Source organism: Jiella pacifica, assembly GCF_010500815.1.
In the GTDB taxonomy this organism is placed as follows: domain Bacteria; phylum Pseudomonadota; class Alphaproteobacteria; order Rhizobiales; family Rhizobiaceae; genus Jiella; species Jiella pacifica.
Map to the genome: position 1 here is coordinate 1 of NZ_JAAAMG010000003.1, position 18,862 is coordinate 18,862.

Annotated in this window: 18 protein-coding genes; 8 read left to right on the forward strand and 10 right to left on the reverse strand. The window is 67.5% G+C overall.

Going from position 1 to position 18,862, the window contains the following annotated elements:
* Window positions 1-518: transposase (locus tag GTK09_RS04805; protein ID WP_163461469.1), on the forward strand; the 518-nt coding region annotated here is incomplete at its 5' end.
* A gap of 155 nt (window positions 519-673) precedes the next feature.
* Here GTK09_RS04805 and GTK09_RS04810 read toward each other — a convergent pair.
* Window positions 674-1,900: an MFS transporter gene (locus tag GTK09_RS04810; RefSeq protein WP_163461470.1), complete on the reverse strand. Its 1,227-nt coding sequence runs from the start codon at window positions 1,898-1,900 to the stop codon at window positions 674-676.
* 55 nt (window positions 1,901-1,955) lie between these two features.
* Window positions 1,956-2,732 (reverse strand): DeoR/GlpR family DNA-binding transcription regulator, encoded by a 777-nt coding sequence (locus GTK09_RS04815; RefSeq protein ID WP_163461472.1) that lies wholly within the window; start codon window positions 2,730-2,732, stop codon window positions 1,956-1,958.
* Window positions 2,733-2,992: 260 nt separating this feature from the next.
* Between GTK09_RS04815 and GTK09_RS04820 the strand changes: the two genes are divergently transcribed.
* On the forward strand, window positions 2,993-3,865 hold the full coding sequence (locus GTK09_RS04820; RefSeq protein ID WP_163461474.1) for a glucose 1-dehydrogenase: 873 nt from the start codon (window positions 2,993-2,995) through the stop codon (window positions 3,863-3,865).
* A 31-nt stretch (window positions 3,866-3,896) separates the two neighbouring features.
* Here the strand turns inward: GTK09_RS04820 and GTK09_RS04825 are convergent, their stop codons facing one another.
* From GTK09_RS04825 to hisB, 6 genes are all read right to left on the reverse strand, one after another.
* Entirely contained in the window at window positions 3,897-4,868 is a 972-nt protein-coding gene (locus GTK09_RS04825) for a CHAD domain-containing protein (RefSeq protein WP_163461476.1), read from the reverse strand.
* Between the two features lie 19 nt (window positions 4,869-4,887).
* The gene (locus GTK09_RS04830; RefSeq protein WP_163461478.1) at window positions 4,888-5,364 is read right to left on the reverse strand and encodes a CYTH domain-containing protein; all 477 of its coding nucleotides are present in this window, start codon (window positions 5,362-5,364) and stop codon (window positions 4,888-4,890) included.
* 111 nt (window positions 5,365-5,475) lie between these two features.
* Window positions 5,476-5,955 (reverse strand): methyltransferase family protein, encoded by a 480-nt coding sequence (locus GTK09_RS04835; protein ID WP_163461480.1) that lies wholly within the window; start codon window positions 5,953-5,955, stop codon window positions 5,476-5,478.
* A gap of 166 nt (window positions 5,956-6,121) precedes the next feature.
* The gene (hisH, locus tag GTK09_RS04840) at window positions 6,122-6,775 is read right to left on the reverse strand and encodes an imidazole glycerol phosphate synthase subunit HisH (RefSeq protein ID WP_163461482.1); all 654 of its coding nucleotides are present in this window, start codon (window positions 6,773-6,775) and stop codon (window positions 6,122-6,124) included.
* A gap of 2 nt (window positions 6,776-6,777) precedes the next feature.
* A complete protein-coding gene (locus tag GTK09_RS04845) occupies window positions 6,778-7,530 on the reverse strand; it encodes a DUF2628 domain-containing protein (RefSeq protein WP_163461484.1) in 753 nt (250 codons plus the stop codon).
* 16 nt (window positions 7,531-7,546) lie between these two features.
* On the reverse strand, window positions 7,547-8,155 hold the full coding sequence (gene hisB, locus GTK09_RS04850; RefSeq protein WP_163461485.1) for an imidazoleglycerol-phosphate dehydratase HisB: 609 nt from the start codon (window positions 8,153-8,155) through the stop codon (window positions 7,547-7,549).
* Between the two features lie 222 nt (window positions 8,156-8,377).
* Between hisB and hslV the strand changes: the two genes are divergently transcribed.
* The gene (hslV, locus tag GTK09_RS04855) at window positions 8,378-8,944 is read left to right on the forward strand and encodes an ATP-dependent protease subunit HslV (RefSeq protein WP_163461487.1); all 567 of its coding nucleotides are present in this window, start codon (window positions 8,378-8,380) and stop codon (window positions 8,942-8,944) included.
* 33 nt (window positions 8,945-8,977) lie between these two features.
* On the opposite strand, the gene GTK09_RS04860 is transcribed toward hslV, so the two are convergent.
* Complete coding sequence (locus tag GTK09_RS04860) at window positions 8,978-10,366, reverse strand: HD-GYP domain-containing protein (RefSeq protein ID WP_163461489.1); 1,389 nt, start codon at window positions 10,364-10,366, stop codon at window positions 8,978-8,980.
* A 331-nt stretch (window positions 10,367-10,697) separates the two neighbouring features.
* On the opposite strand from GTK09_RS04860, the gene GTK09_RS04865 reads away from it, so the two are divergent.
* From GTK09_RS04865 to GTK09_RS04885, 5 genes are all read left to right on the forward strand, one after another.
* Window positions 10,698-11,495 carry an HpcH/HpaI aldolase family protein gene (locus GTK09_RS04865; protein WP_163461491.1) on the forward strand — a complete coding sequence of 266 codons (798 nt, stop codon included), beginning with the start codon at window positions 10,698-10,700 and terminating at the stop codon, window positions 11,493-11,495.
* A gap of 211 nt (window positions 11,496-11,706) precedes the next feature.
* The gene (locus GTK09_RS04870; protein WP_312869670.1) at window positions 11,707-12,537 is read left to right on the forward strand and encodes an amidohydrolase family protein; all 831 of its coding nucleotides are present in this window, start codon (window positions 11,707-11,709) and stop codon (window positions 12,535-12,537) included.
* Between the two features lie 197 nt (window positions 12,538-12,734).
* The gene (gene egtB / locus GTK09_RS04875) at window positions 12,735-14,024 is read left to right on the forward strand and encodes an ergothioneine biosynthesis protein EgtB (protein WP_163461493.1); all 1,290 of its coding nucleotides are present in this window, start codon (window positions 12,735-12,737) and stop codon (window positions 14,022-14,024) included.
* 1 nt (window position 14,025) lies between these two features.
* Entirely contained in the window at window positions 14,026-14,994 is a 969-nt protein-coding gene (gene egtD, locus GTK09_RS04880) for an L-histidine N(alpha)-methyltransferase (protein WP_163461495.1), read from the forward strand.
* Between the two features lie 218 nt (window positions 14,995-15,212).
* Complete coding sequence (locus tag GTK09_RS04885) at window positions 15,213-16,382, forward strand: glycosyltransferase family 61 protein (RefSeq protein WP_163461496.1); 1,170 nt, start codon at window positions 15,213-15,215, stop codon at window positions 16,380-16,382.
* Window positions 16,383-16,486: 104 nt separating this feature from the next.
* Here GTK09_RS04885 and GTK09_RS04890 read toward each other — a convergent pair whose 3' ends face one another.
* Window positions 16,487-18,592 carry a S9 family peptidase gene (locus GTK09_RS04890; RefSeq protein WP_163461498.1) on the reverse strand — a complete coding sequence of 702 codons (2,106 nt, stop codon included), beginning with the start codon at window positions 18,590-18,592 and terminating at the stop codon, window positions 16,487-16,489.
* Window positions 18,593-18,862 lie beyond the last annotated feature (270 nt).

Sequence of the window (18,862 nt, forward strand, 5' to 3'; positions counted from 1 at the left end):
TGCGGTCCAAGCAGCGCCAGCAGGCCGAGGCAGCCGGCGATCCTGTCGTTGCCGAGGACATTGCCAGCGTCTGTGCCTTCCTCGACGAGCGGATCACCGCGATCGAAGCCGAGATCAAGAGCCAGGCATCCTGCGACACCAACGTCGCCCGGACGATCGATCGACTGCGGTCTGCGCCGGGCGTCGGACCGGTCACCGCCAGCGTCTTGGCGGCGATCCTGCCGGAACTCGGCATCACCTCGCCGAAGCGGATCACCGCGCTCGTCGGCCTTGCACCCTACAACGACGACAGCGGGCCGCGCAAAGGCCAACGCCACATCAAAGGCGGCCGGGCGCGCGCCCGCCACGCCCTCTACATGGCAGCGCTCGGGGCCATCCGTGCCAACAAGCGCTTCAACGACTTCTATCAGGCTCTCGCCAATCGCTCGGGGTCGAAAAAGCTCGCTCTCACCGCCGTCGCGCACAAGCTGCTCGTCGTCCTCAATGCCATGCAACGCGACCAAAAGGCGTTCGCATGAACACAGTTGCCAGGGGCACCCGCCGCAACATCGGCCGCTTCCGCCTTCTGCAGCTGAAGCCGATCGCGCCCGACGATCTCTGGATTCTCGGGACGGGGCCCGAGAATGACGAAGCGTTGGGGCTGGCGCCTCCGCCGCGGCCGGCCGCAGGCGTGTCAATCGACGGCGATCTCCCGGTCCGCTCCCGCCATCATGCCGGACAGGGCGAGGACGATGGCGAGCAGCCCTGCCATGCCGAGATAGACGGTGGCGAGGCCGACATGCTCGGCGATGAAGCCGATGACCGAGGGGGCCATCAGGCCGCCGGAATAGCCGATGGCGGTGGCGATCGAGATGCCCGTGCCGTCGGGAAGGCCCTTGACGTTGCCGGCGGCGGAAAAGGCGATCGGCACGATGTTGGCAAGGCCGATCCCGGCGAGCGCGAAGCCGGCGAGGGCGACGAGGATGTGGCCGGCAAGACCGGCAAGCAGCAACCCGCAGGCCGCGACGAAGGCGAAGAGCCGCACCGTCTTCACCGCGCCGAGCCGGTTGCGGATGTCGTCGCCGAGAAAGCGGAAGATCGCCATGGCGGCGGAAAAGGCCGCCAGGGCGAAGCCGGAGGTCGCCGTGTCGGCGCCGAGCTCGGTCTTCAGATAGAGCGCGCTCCAGTCGATCGTGCCGCCCTCGGGCAGCATGGCGACGAGGGCGAAGAGGCCGATGGCGACGGCACTGAAGAGGCCGGCCGGCCCGTAGGCGACTGCCGCAGCCCCCGTCGCGGCACCGGTCTTCCCGGCCGAGACTTCGCTCGGCGTCTGCACGGCGGCGGCGCGGTCGTCGCGGGCCATCTTCCAGACGAAGCCGAAGCAGACCAGGATGACCGCCGCCACGACGGTGGCATGGGTGGCGGGGCCGAAGGCGGCGATGATCGGTCCGCCGGCGCCGGCGCCGACGAAGCCGCCGACCGACCAGAAGCCATGGCTCGACGACATGATCGCCCGATCCATGTGACGCTCGAGGCTGATGGCATTGGCGTTCATCGCCGCGTCCATGCCCGCGAACATCGCGCCGAACAGGAAGATCGCCACGAAGGCCCAGGCAAGATCCGGGGCGAGGATCAGCGCCGGAAAGGCGAAGGTCGCGAAGAAATGCGTGAGCAGCATCGGCGGGCGCGAGCCGAGGCGGCCGATGGCTCTGGCGATCAGCGGCATCGTCAGGATGCCGCCGAGGCCGAAGGCGACGATCAGGAAGCCGATGGTCTTCTCGCCGATGTCGAGGCGGGCGGCGAGGATGGGTACCTCGGGCGCCCAGCTGCCGATGCCGAAGCCGTTGACGAAGAAGGCCAGCGCCACGGCGCGGCGGGCCGGCGGGAAATGGCCGAGGACGGTCGGCGAGGCGAAGGTCATGACGGGATCCGGAATCGGTGATGCGTGAGGGAGCTGTTGGAGACGGGCGTGAGGGTCAGCGGCCGATCGGGCCGGCGAGGACGATGTCGGCTCCGGTTTCGCCGAGAGCGTCGAAGGCCGGACCTTTCGCCGCCGCTTCGGTGACGATCCTCCCGACGGCTTCGACGCCGACGACGAAGAAGGGTGCCACGGTGCCGAGCTTTTCGGCCGTCGCGAGAACCATGATCGCGACGCTGCTGCGCACGAGACGGCGCTTGATCGCCGCGTCCTCGGGATCGAAGGCGGTGACGCCGGCGACGGCGTCGAGGCCGCAGGCCCCCAGGACGAGCAGATCCGGCCGCAGCCTTTCCACCTCGGTCAAGGTTTCGGCGCCGAGGCAGGCGCCGGTCTCGGCGTCGTAGCGCCCGCCGATCAGCGTCACCGGATGCTGGGGGCGCGGCGGAACGGCGAGGGCGATGGCCGGCGAATGGGTGACGATCCGCAGCCGCCGGTCGGTCGGCAGCCGGGCGGCGAGGGCGAGATTGGCGGAGCCCGCGTCGATGAAGACCGTTGCACCGTCGACGAGATATCGGGCTGCCGCGGCGGCCAGAGCGTTCTTCTGCGGCGCGGCGATCGTTGCCCGTTCGTGCAGCGGCGGGGGAGGCGGTGCGGAGGTCCGGGCGAGGGCGCCGCCATAGACCCGTTCGCAGAGCCCGGCCGATGCCATTTCCCGCAGATCGCGGCGAATCGTATCCTCCGAAACCTCGAAGGCAGCAGCCAGTTCGCCGGCCAGAACCTTGCCGTCGCGCGTCAGGCGGAGGGCAATGGCGGCCTGTCTTTCCCGGGTCAGCATCTCGAACCTCCGAGTCATCCAACATTGTGCGTGTTCATGCATGATTCGGAGACAACATGCAATCCAGATCCATGCCGTCGTCGGGGGAAGAAGCATGCGCAGCTAGCGATTGTCTGACGCGCCGCTTGGAACATGGGCCGCGGCCGCCGGCTTGATGGGAAAGGACAGTGGACGAGCCGGAGCGCCGACTGCCGGCGCCGCCGCGACGGGCCAGCGATGCCCGGTCCCGTCGAAACCCGATCCGATCAGGAGATCCAACCATGCCCCGCGATCCCAGAAACTGCTATCCGCGCCCCGAGCAGATCGCCCAGCAACAGGCGATGCCCGGCCACACCGATGCGATGACGCCGAAGCCCGACCATGGCGAAGAGAGCTACGAGGGACACGGCCGGCTGAAGGACCGCGTCGCCATCGTCACCGGCGGCGACAGCGGCATCGGCCGCGCCATCGCCATCGCCTATGCCCGCGAGGGCGCCGACGTGATCATCTCCTATTGGGACGAGCACGACGACGCCAAAGACACGGCCGCATGGGTCGAGAAGGCCGGCCGCAAGGCGGTTCTCGTTCCCGGCGACGTCAAGGACGAAGCCTATTGCAACGGCCTGATCGACCGGGCGTTCGACGAGTTCGGCCGCTTCGACATCTTGATCAACAACGCCGCGCACCAGGCGACTTTCGAAAAGCCGGAGGACATCTCCGCCACCGAGTGGGACGTGACCTTCCGCACCAACGTCCACGGCATGTTCTACCTGTCGAAGCGGGCGGTGGAGCGGATGGAGCCAGGCGGCACGATCATCAACACCGCCTCGATCAATTCGACCGATCCCTCGCCGGGCCTGCTCGCCTATGCCACGACCAAGGGAGCGATCCAGAACTTCACCGCCGGCCTGTGCCGGATGGTCGCCGATCGCGGCATCAGGGTGAATGCCGTGGCACCCGGCCCGATCTGGACGCCGCTGATTCCCTCGACCATGCCGGAGGAGAAGGTGAAGAGCTTCGGCGGGAACACGCCGCTCGGCCGGGCCGGCCAGCCGGCCGAACTCGCTGGCGCTTACGTCTTCCTCGCATCGGAAGACGCCACCTACATCACCGGGGCGGTGATCGAGGTAACGGGCGGCCGGCCGATGCTCTGAGGGACGCCCTGGGGATCGAAGGCGGGTGGCGTCACGCCACCCGCTGCTCCGCACTCGGCGCCTCGGCGGGCATGGCGGAGCCGGTTTCGCGCGCGGCCAGCCGGTAGAGCGCCTCGATGCGCGTGGCGAAGTTTTCGTCGGTCTCGATCAGAAGGCGGCGGGCTTCGGCGAGGCCTCGCTCGCGCAGCTCGCTCTGCTTGCGGTCGACCAAAGCCAGGAGCAGGGACAGGGTCTCCTCGTCGCCGAATGCCTTCGCATCGGCGCGGATCTCCGCCCGCATCACCGCGAAGTCGTGGTCGCGGCCGAGGTCGTCGGCGATCGTCTTGGCAAGGTCGATCGGCGCCTCGAAGGCCTCTGGCCAGGCTGGAGCCAGAAGGCGCAGATGCATCCAGTGATACTTCACCCGCTTGCGCAGCTCGTGCAGATCCTCCGCCTTGCGGGTCTTTTCGGCGCGCCGCAAAGCGGTGCGGGCGCGCGCATAGGTCTTCCCCGCGCCCGCCGCGAGGAGGCGGCCGGCCTTCTTCGCATCGTGGCGACCGCCACCGATCTGAAATGCCTCGACCTTCGAACGCGTCTGTTCGAGGGCCTGGGCCGCGTGGCGGCCGGCGTCGGCGAGTTCGCCCTCGTGCTCTGCCGCCCCGTCGCGCTCGGCCACCAGCTTGCGCCGGACGCTCGCGAGGGAGCGGACGCGGAGCTTGTCGTCGAAACCGGCGACGAGATCGTCGAAAGCCTCGATCAGCGCCGCCTTGTCGCGCACACCGGACAGGCCGCGGGCGCCGTCCCGGAAGGCGGCGTTCAGTTCGCCGTAAAGGTGCTCGTCGGCCGGCCGGAGCAGGCGAACGAGGCCGCGCAGCTTCTTGAAGCGCTTGCGGGCCTCGTGAACCGCTTCGTGCGGGTCGCCCTCTTCCTGCCGAAGGTCGTTCAGCGCCCGATCGATCTGGGCAAGGGCCGCCTTGCGAAACTCCGCGTCGAGTGCGCGGGATGGACGGATCTCGTAGGCCACTTCGGGTCCACCTCTTCGTTCAATGGGGCTCGGGCGTTTCGACCTGGGGTCGAAGCGCCAGCGTCTGATTGAGGTAGCGCTCGTCCCCGGTGACCTCGGCTCCGAGGAAATCCGGGTGCTCGAAGCTCTCGTCCTCGTCCGTCAGCTCGATCTCGGCGACGATGAGGCCGTCGAGGGCGCCTTCATAGACGTCGATCTCGATGGTGTGACGGCCGTTCGCAACCAGATGGCGGGTTTTCTCGATGACTCGGCCGAGGGCGCTGTCGCGCAGGGTCTCGGCGTCTTCGAGCGGAATGTCGTATTCGAATTCCCCGCGGCTGAGGCCGCGCCCGGTCTTCAGCGTCAGCTTCGCCGATGCGCCGTCGGTGATGCGCACCCGGCAGGATCGATCCTCGCCGGCAAACAGGTAGAACTGCTCGAGGCGCTTGGCCGAATGGGCGTGCGGCCGCCAGCCATCGCCCGCAAGGAGAAACTTCCGCTCGATTTCCCGGGCCATCGATCCCTCTTCCTTCCCGTCATGGCGGGCAAACTTGCGAGCGCCGGCCTTCGTTCCTGTCCGTCACGCATCGAGGGCCGACCCTTCCTGCCCGGACGTTGCGCCGATGGGTCAGAGCCAGCGGCGGCTCCGGCGCAGGAAGTCGCGATAAGGCTTGCCGAACTTCGCGGTGAGATAGCGCTCCTCGCGCAAAATGACGCCGAAGTGGATCGTCAGGACGGCGGGAACGAGCAGGGCGGCGGTGAAGGCGCAATCGAGGAGGATCGCGATCCCGGCATAGACGAGGGCCATGCCGAGATACATCGGATTGCGGGTGAGGCGGTAGACGCCGTCGACGACCAGCGCCGTCGAGGGCTTCCACGGCTCGGGGCTGGTGCCGGCGCGGCGAAAGCGCAGGAGCGCGAGGGCGATCGGCACGATTCCCGCCGCCAGCGCGGAGAGGCCGAGGACGAGGCGCAGCCAGAGCGGCAGGCCGAAATCGAGCCCTGCGCCGGAAAAATGCACGATCAGGCCGAGAAGCAGCGGCAGGCCGAAGATCAGCGGCGGCGGGGCGAGGACGCCTGGATGGTCGGTGCGGGAGGGATCGCTCATGGCTGGAAAGCCTATAGCAACCTTTGGAACGGCGCCATGTTCGTATGTCGCCGCGTAGGCGGCAATTCCGGGCGAGTTCGCTCGAGACCTCGCCGCTGTCCTTGGGCGCGATCTCCTCGACCCGCCGCTTCCGGCCTTGCGATCACCTTCCGCAGGCCGAAAGGCCTCAAGGCTTCCAGTCGAGGAAATTGGCGAGCAGCCTCAGGCCGAGGGTCTGGCTCTTTTCGGGATGGAACTGGGTGCCGGCGAAGTTGTCCCGCGCCACCATCGCCGTGACCGGGCCGCCGTAGTCGGCGGTCGCAACGACCATGCCCTGATCGCTCGCGGCGAGGTGGTAGGAATGGACGAAATAGGCGTGCAGCCCTTCCGGCCCGGTCGGGATGCCGGTGAGGAGCGGATGCTCCCGGCCTGCGGTGATGGTGTTCCAGCCGATCTGCGGAATCTTCAGCGCCGGGTCCGAGGGCGTAATCCTGACGACGTCGCCGGGGATCCAGCCGAAGCCCTCGGTGACGCTCTTCTCCAGCCCGCGCGAGGCCATCAGCTGCATGCCGACGCAGATGCCGAGAAACGGCCGTGCCTTGGTCTCGACGGTTTCCAGCAGGGCCTCGACCATGCCGGGCACGGCTGCCAGCCCGGCCCGGCAGTCGGCATAGGCGCCGACGCCCGGCAGGATCACGCCGTCGGCCGCGCGCACCACGTCGGGATCGTCGGTGAGGGCGACGGTGACGTCGCTGCCGGCTTCACGGGCGGCGCGCTCGACCGCCTTGGTGGCCGAACGGAGATTGCCGGAGCCGTAGTCGATGATGACGAATGTCCGCATGGTCAAAGCCTGCCGATCGGCTGGCGCCGTCCGCCGGGCAGCCTGGCGATCTCGACGCCCGGCTTGTCCCAGCGCTCGGCCCAGCCCTCGACCTTGATGGTGCGTTCCAGCTCGGCCTTGAGCCGGGCGCTCGGATCGGTCTTGGTCGAAGCTTCGGGGTCTGCCGGCACGGCCTCGACGGTATCGGCACGCCGGTCGACCTCGTGTCCGGTTTTCGGTTCGGCCCCTTCGGCCTCGCCGGCAGAAGCCGGAACGAGCGCGGTGGTGGCCGCCGGCTTGTCCGGCTCGGATGTTGGATCCCCGCCGGCCGGATCCTCCGGCTCGCCCGACGTCGTCGATGGAGCCGGTGCGACCGGAGTGCTCGAGGAAACGGGAGGCTCGATCAGGGCAATTTCCGTCGCGTGATAATAGATCAGTTCGGCCTCGTCGGTGTTCTGCGCCTCGAAGGCGGCGACGTCGCTCCAGCCCTTGCGCCGCAGCCTAGCGGCCCGCAGGCTCGGCCCTTCGAGGCCGATAAGGACGCCGAGGAGGACCGAGATCAGCGCCGCGCTCAATTCGAAGCCCTGGACCGTGCCGAGCACGTTCAGCGCCACGAGGATGGCGATCGTCACCAGCCCGGAGAGCCACAGCCCGTAACGGAACATCCACAGGAAGGTGAAGACGAAGGCGAGGAACGAAAAGCGGTCGCGCAGGAAGATCGCCGCCTCGCTCGGCCCCACGGCCTCCGGCGGTTCGAAGACGACGTAGCGGCTCATGACCGCAGCCCCCGCCTCATGCCAGAAGCCCCTTGGTGGAGGGAACGAGGTCCGCCTGCCGCGGATCGATCTCGATCGCCTGGCCGAGCACCCGCGCCACCGCCTTGAAGCAGGTCTCGGCGACATGGTGGGCGTTGTCGCCGTAGAGGTTCTCGACATGCAGCGTCAGGCCGGCATTCTGCGCCAGCGCCTGGAAGAATTCGCGCACCAGCTCGGTGTCGAAGGTGCCGATCTTCGCCCGGGAGAACTCGGCCTTGAAGACGAGGAAGGGCCGGCCGGAGACGTCGATCGCCGCGCGCGTCAGGCACTCGTCCATGGCGAGGTCGAGCGAGGCGTAGCGGCGGATGCCGCGCCGCTCGCCGAGCGCCTGGCGGATCGCCTGGCCGATGGCGATGCCGGTATCCTCGACGGTGTGGTGGTCGTCGATGTGGAGGTCGCCCTCGGTGGCGATGTCCATGTCGATCAGCGAGTGACGCGACAGCTGCTCCAGCATGTGATCGAAGAAGCCGACGCCGGTCGCGATCGTCGAGCGACCGGTGCCGTCGAGATCGACCCGGACCCTGACCTTGGTTTCCTTGGTCGCACGTTCGACCACGCCGTCGCGCCGCCCGGCGGTGTGAGCCATGTTCCTGCCCCTGAACACGGATTTCATTTTCCTTGGCTTCTACGCTGGAATGCGGCGGGTGGAAAGCCGTCTGTCGCAAAACCGACGCAAAAACCGCCCGCTCGCCGGTGTTCTCGCTTGGCAAGAAAGCGGTGGACGCCCACATGGGGAGCGAACGGGGAAGCGACCACGCGCATGGCCCAGTGCCATCTCTCCAAAGTCGGCCCTGCAAGAGGATCTGCCATGAATTTCGAACAGCACGACCCGGCCAAGATCTACGGCACGACCATCGTCACCGTCCGCAAGGGCGGCAAGGTGGTGATCGCCGGCGACGGCCAGGTCTCCCTCGGCAACACCATGATCAAGGGCAATGCCAAGAAGGTTCGCCGGATCGGCAAGGGCGGCCAGGTGATCGCCGGTTTCGCCGGCGCCACCGCCGACGCCTTCACCCTGCTCGAGCGCCTGGAAGGCAAGCTCGAACAATATCCCGACCAGCTGATGCGCGCCTGCGTCGAGCTCGCCAAGGACTGGCGGACCGACCGGTATCTGCGGCGTCTCGAGGCGATGATGATCGTCGCCGACCGTTCCGTCACCCTGACCTTGACCGGCACAGGCGACGTGCTCGAGCCGGAACAGGGGCTGATGGCGATCGGTTCGGGCGGCAATTATGCGCTGGCGGCGGCCAGAGCCCTGGCCGATATGGACATGGACGCCGAGGCGATCGCCCGCAAGGCGATGAAGATCGCCGCCGAGATCTGCATCTACACCAACGACAACGTCGTGGTCGAAACGATCGACGACGCCGCCTGAGGATGGCGTCGAGCGTCGCGGCGGGATCGCGGTTCAGGCCGCGCTGCGCTCTTCGTCGAGACGGGCGAGCGCCCGGCGCAAGGCCGCGACGCAGGCGCCGTCGACGATCGTGCCCGTCCCCTCGTCGAGGATCGCCAGGGCCTTCGACAGCGGCATGGCCGGCCGGTAGGGCCGATCCGCGGTCAGCGCGTCGAAAATGTCGGCGACGGTGACGATGCGCGTGTCGAGGCCGATGTCATCGCCGGAAAGGCCGAGCGGATAGCCCGTGCCGTCGAGGCGCTCATGATGGCGACCGCCGATGAGGGCGAGTTCGCAGAAGGCGCCGATCTTCGACAGGATCTCCTCAGAATAGACCGGATGCCGGCGGATCTCGGCAAATTCCGCCTCGCTCAGTCGGCCGGGCTTGTCGAGAATGGCGTTGGAAATGCCGAGCTTGCCGATGTCGTGGAGAAGCGCCGCCCGCTTCAGCCGGCGCCGGTGTTCGGGCGGGTGGCCCATGGCCTCGGCGATCATGTCTGTGAACAGCGCCACCCGTTCCGAATGGCCGCTCGTATAGGGGCTCTTGGAATCGACCACTTCCGCGAAGGCTTCGGCGATGTCGTCGAGATAGTCTTCGTCGACGGCCCGGCGCGCCTGGGCGGGTTCGAGCGAAAGAACCGTCTCCGACAGGTCGTCCTCGCCGAGCCTTGCCACGAAGGCCTGATCGGCGGCGAGGCTCTCGAAGGCCGCGACCAGCGCCGGATCGAACCAGCTGCCCGAACGGGCCTTCACCTCGGCGAGCGCCGCCGCGATGCCGCCGACCCGGAAGAACACGTCGGCGACCTGGGCGAGCAGCGCGACGCGGGAATAGAGCGGGATCGCCTCTCCCGTCAGCCCCTGTGGCCGGCCGCCGCCGTCGAAATGCTCGTCGAGGCTGCGAATGCCGTCGGCCACCGGCTCGCCGAAGCGCAGCTTGCGGGCGATCGCCGCGCCGCGCCGGCAGCGGGTCTCGATCAGCTCCTGGGCGATCGCGCCGCCATTGCGCACGATGTTGGAGAGCGCCCTGAAACGCTCGGCGAGCCCGGCCTTCAGCCCGGTCTGCTGCAGGACGAAGCGCAGGACATGGGCGAGGCTGTCGTCGATCTCCTTGAAGCTCTTCTTGAAGCCGATGTCGTCGGTCAGATAGAGCTCGCAGATCCGCGCCGCATTCGACGAGCAGCCAAGGTCCTTCAGGAGCAGCGTGTAGTAGAGTTCGCCGGTTCGAACGGCGTCGAGGCCGATGGTCCGGGCGATGTGGATGCCGATGTAGCAGCAGCGGATGCAATGGCCGGGCGGCTGCCCCTCGGTCAGATCGAGTGCCTTGGAGAGCGCGGCGAGGATTTCGGCGAGTCGGAGCGAGCCCGTCGTCCCATTGGCCGAGTGGGCCAGATCGGCGGCTTGCATTTCGTGCTCCGTTGCGATGGTCGCTCGTGGCGCCGGATTGCGATGCGAGGGCCCGATGCGCGGGTAACCCGGCCTCTTCGACGACTGCGCGAATGTCGGCTTCTCCGGCAGTTAATCATCGCGACTATAAAAACTGATGAATATTGAGTCGCGAACTGTCTGGATTCGGCAGGCGATATGCGTGATCGCGGCTTCCTCGATGCGGATGAGGCTGGCGGTTCGCGCCCGAACGCGGCATCTTCGCGGCGGTGCGCCCACGAGGGCGGCCGGCGGATGCGCCGGTGGCCGGCTCGTCCGGGGCGAACGATCGAACGGAAGTGGGAGAGCGGCAATGTTCAGAAACCGGTTGAAGGCACTCTGGGACGAAGGGCGACCGGCGGTGAACGGCTGGCTGTCGATCGCCAGCCCCTTCGTCGCCGAGATCATGGCGGGGCAGGGCTATGACAGCCTGACCATCGACCTGCAGCACGGCGCGCTCGACTATTCCGGCGCCCTGCCGATGCTCCAGGCGATGCGCGGCTCGGCCGTGACGCCGATCGTGCGGGTGCCCTGGCGCGAACCCGGCATCGTCATGAAGGCGCTCGATGCCGGCGCCATGGCCATCATCTGCCCGATGATCGACACCGCCGAGGAGGCGGCCGAGTTCGCCAGCTTCATGCGCTACCCGCCGCGCGGCACCCGCAGCTACGGCCCGACGCGGGCGGCCGTAGCCCATCCCGGCTACGGGGTTTCGGCCAATGACGAGGTTCTGGCCTTTGCCATGATCGAGACGAAGGCCGGCCTTGAAAACGTCGAGGCGATCGCCGCGACGCCGGGCATCGACGGGCTCTATGTCGGGCCGTCGGATCTCGCCCTCGGCACGACCGACGGCCGGCTCGCCCCGGGCTTCGATCCCGAGGATCCGGATCTCGTCGCCAGCATCAAGCGCATCGCCGCCGTCGCCAAGGCGAACGGCATCAGGGCCGGGCTTCATTGCGGCTCGCCGGACTATGCGGCGCGCGCCGTCGGCTGGGGCTTCGACCTGACGACGGTCTCCGGCGACACGCGGCTGCTCGCTTTGGCCGCGGCCGCCTCGGTGGCCGAATGGCGCCAGCTCACCGGAGCGGCGGCCGAAGGCGCCGGCGCGTAAGGGCTTCCGGCGCCGGGGCGAAAGCCGCCTCTCGCGCCCCCGATCCGGGCCGACCGGGCGGGGCGCGGTTGCATCTCCGCCGATCCGGCGTCACAAGGACATCCCGTCGCACCGTCCTGCCGGAGCGCGGCAAGGTCGAAAAGCGGCGGCGCGGCGGGCCTCGCCGTGCCGCGACGGACATGATGAAACGAAGGGGCGAACACTGACGAAGATCGACGCCCACCAGCATTTCTGGCATCCCGCCCGCGGCGATTACGGCTGGCTGCCGCCGGAGGACCCCGTCCTTTCGCGGCCTTATCTTCCGGCCGATCTCGCCCCGGCGCTGGCGGCGACCGGCGTCGAGCGCACCGTCCTCGTCCAGGCGGCGCCGACGACGGCGGAGACGGAATATCTCCTCGGCCTCGCCGATGCGACCGATCACGTCGCCGGGGTGGTCGGTTGGATCGACTTCGAACGGCCCGAAGAGATCGACACCTTGAGGCGCCTCGCCGCCCATCCGAAGTTTCTCGGGCTGCGGCCGATGATCCAGGACATTTCCGACGTCGGCTGGATGCTGCGGCCGGAACTCGACTGGGCGTTCCGGGCGATCTGCGACCTCGACCTGACCTTTGATGCCCTCGGCTTTCCGCGCCACATCGAATACTTCTCCGCGCTGCTCGCCCGCTATCCCGGAATGCGGGTCGTGCTCGATCATTGCCTGAAGCCGATGATCACCGACGAAAGCCCCGAGAGCTTCGACGAATGGGCCCGCGGCATCGCCCGGCTCGCCAGCGGCACCGGCGCCTATTGCAAGCTCTCCGGCCTCGTCACCGAAGCCAAGGATGACTGGCGGCGCGAGGATCTCGCCTATTACTCCGACCATGTCATTGAGGTCTTTGGCGTAGATCGCGTGATGTGGGGCTCGGACTGGCCGGTCTGCCGCCTCAGATGCGAATACGAGACCTGGTACGAGACCGCGCTGTCGCTCGTCTCGCATCTGTCAGACGCGGACCAGGCCCGCATTTTCGGCGGCACCGCCAGCGAATTCTACCGCATCGGCTGAGCGCATTTCTCTCCCATGAGGTCCAACCCTCGCGGATCCTGCGTGATTTGGTCGCGCGGCTCGACCGATAGAACATTTGTGAACGTCGTTGCCATGACAAGCCGTCGGGCTAAGTGCCACCTCCGACGCGATCGTCAGTGATGTGAACCACTTCGACGACCAGACATCGACGCAGCCATCGACCGAGGAGGTCCGATATGTCGAAGCTTTCCCAAAAGCCTCTGAGCCAAAATTCTCTCACCCAAGCCTCGCCTGTGTCCGAGCGCTTCAAGCATGTCAGGGCCACCAGCCGTGAACTCGGCGCGCCACTCTCGGACGCCGATGCGACGGTGCAGTCGATGCCCGACGCGAGCCCGGCGAAATGGCACCTCGCCCATACCACCTGGTTCTTCGAGACCATGGTGCTGAAGCCGAATCTTCCCGGCTACGAAGTCTTCGACGAGAGCTTCAACTACCTCTTCAACTCCTATTACGAAACGATCGGCGAGCGCCAGCCGCGGCCGATGCGCGGCATGATCACCCGGCCGCATCTGGACACGATCTACGCCTATCGCGACCATGTCGACGCGGCGGTCGAGACGCTGCTCGATCGCGGCGCCTCGCCGACGGTCGCCGAACTCGTCGAGCTCGGCTGTCACCACGAGCAGCAGCATCAGGAGCTGCTCCTGACGGACATCCTGCATCTCTTCGCCCAGAGCCCGCTAAAGCCGGCTTACCGCGACCCGCAGCCGCTCGGCGTCGGAGCCGAGCCCGGCGAGGCGCGCTTCGTCTCCTTCGACGGCGGCATCGTCGAGATCGGCCATGACGGGGAGGGCTTCGCCTTCGATTCCGAAGGCCCGCGCCACCGGGCGCTGCTCGAACCCTACCGGCTGGCCGACCGGCTCGTCACCAATGGCGAGTTCATCGCCTTCATCGAGGATGGCGGCTATCGCGACCCGCTGCTCTGGCTCTCGGCCGGATGGGCGGACATCCTCGCCAACAAGTGGGACAAGCCGTTCTATTGGTCGAAACGCGACGGCGAATGGTGGACGATGACGCTGCGCGGCGCCCAGCCCGTCGATCGCGATGCGCCCGTGACGCACCTGTCCTATTTCGAGGCGGACGCCTTCGCCACCTGGGCCGGAAAGCGGCTGCCGAGCGAGTTCGAATGGGAGAACGCGGCGGCGGGCCTTTCCATGGACGGCAACTTCGCCGGGTCTGGACGCCTGCGTCCGAAGCCGGCGGGGCCGTCGAGCGACGGTACCCTGCGCCAGATGTTCGGCGACGTCTGGGAGTGGACCCGCAGCCCGTTCTCGCCCTATCCGCGCTTCAAGCCGGTGGAAGGCGCCGTCGGCGAATACAATGGCAAGTTCATGTGCGGCCAGTTCGTGCTGCGCGGCGGCTCCTGCGTCACGCCGGAGGGGCACATTCGCGCCACCTATCGCAACTTCTTCCCGCCGGATGCCCGCTGGCAGTTCTCCGGGCTGCGGCTGGCGGAGGACGCCTGAGATGCTCGACAAGACCGACACCGAGGCGCAGCAGCGCGAGGCCTTCCACCGCGACGTGCACGCAGGGCTCGCCAAACCGCAGCAGAAGACCCTGCCGGCTCGCTGGCTCTACGACGATCGCGGCTCGGAGCTGTTCGAGGAGATCACCCAGGCCCCGGAATATTATCCGACCCGCACGGAGACCGGCATTCTTCAGGAGAATGCCGGCGCGATCGCCGCGCTGTTCGGTTCCGAGGCGGTGATCCTCGAATATGGCGCCGGGGCAGGCATCAAGACCGAGATCGTGCTGGAAGCCCTGGATCGGCCGAGCCTCTACGTTCCGATCGACATCTCCGGCGATTTCCTCGCAGCTTCTGCCGAGCGGATACGGGAGCGCTTTCCGGATCTCGCGGTGGAGCCGGTGACCGCCGACTTCACCCAGGAGTTCGATCTGCCGGGCGACCTGCCGGAGGCTGGCAGTCGGGGCGGTTTCTTTCCGGGCTCCACCATCGGCAATCTCGACCGGGCGGAAGCGCTGGCCTTCCTGAAGCGCATGCGCCGGCATGTCGGAGAGGGGGGCGTCGCCGTCCTCGGCTGCGACCTGAAGAAGGACATCCCGACGCTGATCGCCGCCTATGACGACGCGGCGGGTGTGACTGCGGCCTTCGACCTCAACATCCTGACGCGGATCAACCGGGAACTCGGCGCCGACATTCCGGTCGAGAGCTTCGCCCACGAGGCCCGCTGGAACGAAGCGACCTCGGCGATCGAGATGCATCTCGTGGCGCGCGAGCCCGTGACCTTCTCGATCGACGGTCGCCGGTTTGCGATGGAAGAGGGCGAGACGATCCACACGGAAAACTCGCGCAAATACGACGTCGAGGGGCTGGCGGCGCTGGCCAAGGAGGCCGGCTGGTCGCTGGACGAGGTCTGGACGGACGGAAAGAAGCGGTTCGCGGTAATGGGGCTCAAGGTCGGATCGTCCGCCTGAAGATCGCCAAATCTACCGGGGGGAGCGTCTGACGGGAACCGGCAGGGCTCCAGCGTCTTTCCTTGCACGCCTGCGACGAACCGGCTTATGCCGGCCGTCGCAGGCGCAGTTCCCGCCCTCCGGCCACAATGCCGCGCAGCCAGCCCCCTGCACCCGCCAGGAAGATCTGATAGGTCCGGCCTATGTGGTCTTCGTCTCGCGCTTTCACGCCTCCCCGATTGCTGTCGCGCCTTCGGCGCCGATCTCGTGCCGGAAACGGCGGCGGTGGATCGGGACGCCAGGCGCTTGGGACCGTCACCGAGCGCGAGGCCGCCCGCATCCGGCAGGATGTGCCGACGCCCGATCCCGACGTCTCTGTCTATGAGAACTGCTTCGTGCCGCCGGCCCGGATCGACGTGATGTGGCCGCTTGAAATGGCTGCGGGGGCATACCGGGCGGATGGCACGATGATCGCTGGAACCGGGCTGCAACGGCCGGCTGGCGGCGGGATCCGGGAGATCGTCCGCAGCTACGACGAACTGCCGGTCGCGAGCTCCGAGGAATGCGCCGAAGCCGTCTATGGCGGCTACATTCTTCCCCATTTCGGACATTTCATGATCGAGAGCACCGCGCGGCTCTGGTGGGTGGCGCTCAACCGTTATCAGGGCCCGGTGATCTTCCAGACCGTCCAGCCGGAGGTTCCGGACTATGCGCAGCGCTTCTTCTCGCTGCTCGGCATCAGGCCTGTCTTCCTCGACGGCGCCGAAGGCGTCCGCGTCCGCTCGCTGATCGTCCCGCAGGCGGCCGCCATGGAGCGAGGCGGGGTGCATCGCAGCTTCACACTGCCGTTCCAGCAGATCGCCGAAGGATCGAGGGGGAAGAGCGGGCCGGAAAGGCTCTATGTCTCGCGAGGACAGGGGGTCGGCGCCGTCTTCGGCGAACGCACGGTGCAGAACGTGCTGCGCAGGGAGGGTTTCGCGGTCCTCGACCCAACCCGGGCGACGCTGCCGGAACAGATCGCGGCCTTCGCCAATGCCCGGGAAATCGTCGGCTGCACCGGTTCGGCGATGCACAACGTGCTTTACTGCCGCCAGGCCGAGAAGGTCGCCTATCTCTGCCGGGGCGGGACGATCCCGCCGACATTCCCGGCGATCGACCAGGCGTTCGCTTCCTACGAAAGCTTCTACATCTATGCGGCCCTCAACCCGCTGCCCTCGACGAGCGGCCTGATGAGCCCGCATCTCATCGATTCCGAAGCCTGCTGCCGGCACCTCTTCGAGGCCGGCTTCCTGTCGAAGCCGCCGCAGGTCGATCCGCGCGACCTCGTCGAGGAGCGCGATCTCTACATGCGGGAATGGCGACGCCTCCACGACGCCAAGACGCTCCCGGCCGAAGGTCGCACGCCGTGACGACGGCCGGGCAACGATCGGGACGGGGCACTCTCTGAAATCCTGCGGAGACCTTGCTGCGCGGACCTGCCGGCACGCCGAGCCGTCGTTCGCCGAAGCTCAGACTACTCCGTCACCCCCATCAGCCGCAGCGCGAAGGCGTAGACATACGCCACCTCCTCGAGCTTCGAGAACCGCCCCGATGCGCCGGCATGGCCGGAATCCATGTTGGTCCTCAGCAGCACCGGATTGTCGTCGGTCTTCAACTCGCGCAGCCGCGCCACCCATTTCGCCGGCTCCCAGTAGGTCACCCGCGGATCGGTCAGACCGGCGAGGACGAGGATCGGCGGATAGGCCTGGGCCTTGACGTTGTCGTAAGGGCTGTAGGAGGCGATCACCTCGTAGTCCTCGCCGGACAAGACCGGATTGCCCCACTCCGGCCATTCCGGCGGGGTCAGCGGCAGGGTGTCGTCGAGCATGGTGTTGAGGACGTCGACGAAGGGGACGATGGCGACGATGCCGCCGAACTTTTCCGGCGCCATGTTGGCGACGGCGCCCATCAACATGCCGCCGGCCGAGCCGCCTTCGGCGATGATCCGGTCGTGCGAGGTGAAGCCCTCCGAGACGAGATGATCGGCCGCCGCGATGAAGTCGGTGAAGGTATTCGCCTTGTTGCGCCGGCGGCCGGCGTCGTACCAGCGGAAGCCCTTGTCCTTGCCGCCGCGGATATGGGCGATGGCATAGACGAAGCCGCGGTCGACCAGCGACAGGATGTTGGTGCTGAAGCTCGCCGGGATGGTGATTCCGTACGAGCCGTAGCCATAGAGGAGGCAGGGCGCCGAGCCGTCGAGCGGCGTCGCCTTTGAGTAGAGAAGCGTCACCGGCACACTCTCGCCGTCCTTCGCCGGCGCGAAGATCCGCCGGGTGACATAGCGCTCGGGATCGTGGCCGGAGGGAACTTCCTGGGTCTTCAGAAGCGTCCGCTCGCGCGTCTCGACGTCGTATTCATAGGTCTGGGAGGGCGTCGTCGGCGAGGAATAGGAAAAGCGGATCGCCGTCGTGTCGAATTCGTAGGTGCCCGACAGGCCGAGGGAATAGGCCTCCTCGGCGAAGTCGACGGCGTGCTCCGCACCATCGGAAAGACGTTTCACCACGATGCGCGGCAGGCCCTCGCGGCGCTCCAGCCAGATCAGGTGGTTCTTCAGGACGAAATGGTCGAGGACCAGCCGGCCGTCCTCGTGCGGGACGTAGTCGGTCCACTCGCCCCGGCCGACCGCGTCGACCGGCGCCACGACGATCTTGTAGTCGTGGGCTCCGTCGGCATTGGTGCGGATGTAGAGCCGGCCGCCGCCCTCGTCGACGTCGTATTCGACGCCCGTTTCGCGCTCGGCGAGAAGCCGCGGCTCGGCCGCCGGGTTGGCGGCGGGGATCAGCCAGCATTCCGACGTCTCGTGATCGTGGATGTCGATCACCACGAACTCGCCCGACTGGGTCTTGCCGACGCCCATGAAGAAGCCGGGATCGGTCTCCTCGTAGATCAGCGCGTCCTCGGCCGGGCCGTCGCCGAGCCTGTGGAAGAACACCCGACTCGGCCGATGGTTCGAATCCAGTCGCGTATAGAAGACGCCGTTCGACCGCGCCGACCAGATGCCACCGCCGCCGGTATCCTCGATGACGTCGGCAAGGTCCTCGCCGCTTTGAAGATCGCGGACCCTGAGCGTGTAGAACTCCGAGCCCTTGTCGTCATAGGCATAGGCCAGCCAGCGATGGTCGCCGGAGTGGCTGGCGCCGCCGAGGGAGAAATACGGGCGGTCCGCCGCCTCGACCTGCGCATCGAGCAGCACCTCCTCGGCGCCGCCCCCGCGTGCAACGCGGATGAAGCGTGGATGTTCGGCGCCGGTCTCATAGGCGATGCCGTAGGCGAATGGGCCGTCGGGGGCGGGAACGGAGGAATCGTCTTCCTTGATTCGCCCGCGCATTTCCTTGACCAGCGTCTCGCGCAGGGTCTCCGTCCCGCTCATGACGACTTTTTGATAATCGTTTTCCGCTTCGAGATGGGCGCGGATCGCCGGGTCGAGAAGCCCCGTGTCCTTGAACACCTCCTGCCAGTTGTCCGCCCGCAGCCAAGCATAGGAATCGCGCCGCTCGCGGCCGTGACGCGTATCGCTCAAGGGACGCTGCTCGGGGAGCGGCGGCTTGGGAAGTTCGGCAGGATGAGCGAAACGTTTCATTGTGAGAGGCTTCCACGCGTGTCGTCGAAAAGGCAGGCGGGTCGGATCGCGCCGCGATCGTCGCAATTTCCTGGAACATGCCAGGGCCGCCGCCCCGCCGCGAGCAGACGCCGAGAGATTGGTGACGAAACCCTTGCAGAATTGTCGGCAAATCGCGGCGCGAGCCCGTTCCGGACCTAATCCGTCCGCCGGCGCTGCGCAAGTCTGAGACCGTCGCCAGGCCAATTCTGTACGCACGGCGTCGCTGCCGTCCTTGCCCCCGGCTTTGCC

What these genes read in the sequence shown, in the direction of transcription:
- GTK09_RS04810 (WP_163461470.1), bottom strand. Translation starts at nt 1,900, where the DNA reads ATGACCTTCGCCTCGCCGACCGTCCTCGGCCATTTCCCGCCGGCCCGC.
- GTK09_RS04815 (WP_163461472.1), bottom strand. Translation starts at nt 2,732, where the DNA reads ATGCTGACCCGGGAAAGACAGGCCGCCATTGCCCTCCGCCTGACGCGC.
- GTK09_RS04820 (WP_163461474.1), top strand. Translation starts at nt 2,993, where the DNA reads ATGCCCCGCGATCCCAGAAACTGCTATCCGCGCCCCGAGCAGATCGCC.
- GTK09_RS04830 (WP_163461478.1), bottom strand. Translation starts at nt 5,364, where the DNA reads ATGGCCCGGGAAATCGAGCGGAAGTTTCTCCTTGCGGGCGATGGCTGG.
- GTK09_RS04835 (WP_163461480.1), bottom strand. Translation starts at nt 5,955, where the DNA reads ATGAGCGATCCCTCCCGCACCGACCATCCAGGCGTCCTCGCCCCGCCG.
- hisH (WP_163461482.1), bottom strand. Translation starts at nt 6,775, where the DNA reads ATGCGGACATTCGTCATCATCGACTACGGCTCCGGCAATCTCCGTTCG.
- GTK09_RS04845 (WP_163461484.1), bottom strand. Translation starts at nt 7,530, where the DNA reads ATGAGCCGCTACGTCGTCTTCGAACCGCCGGAGGCCGTGGGGCCGAGC.
- hisB (WP_163461485.1), bottom strand. Translation starts at nt 8,155, where the DNA reads ATGGCTCACACCGCCGGGCGGCGCGACGGCGTGGTCGAACGTGCGACC.
- hslV (WP_163461487.1), top strand. Translation starts at nt 8,378, where the DNA reads ATGAATTTCGAACAGCACGACCCGGCCAAGATCTACGGCACGACCATC.
- GTK09_RS04860 (WP_163461489.1), bottom strand. Translation starts at nt 10,366, where the DNA reads ATGCAAGCCGCCGATCTGGCCCACTCGGCCAATGGGACGACGGGCTCG.
- GTK09_RS04865 (WP_163461491.1), top strand. Translation starts at nt 10,698, where the DNA reads ATGTTCAGAAACCGGTTGAAGGCACTCTGGGACGAAGGGCGACCGGCG.
- egtB (WP_163461493.1), top strand. Translation starts at nt 12,735, where the DNA reads ATGTCGAAGCTTTCCCAAAAGCCTCTGAGCCAAAATTCTCTCACCCAA.
- egtD (WP_163461495.1), top strand. Translation starts at nt 14,026, where the DNA reads ATGCTCGACAAGACCGACACCGAGGCGCAGCAGCGCGAGGCCTTCCAC.
- GTK09_RS04890 (WP_163461498.1), bottom strand. Translation starts at nt 18,592, where the DNA reads ATGAAACGTTTCGCTCATCCTGCCGAACTTCCCAAGCCGCCGCTCCCC.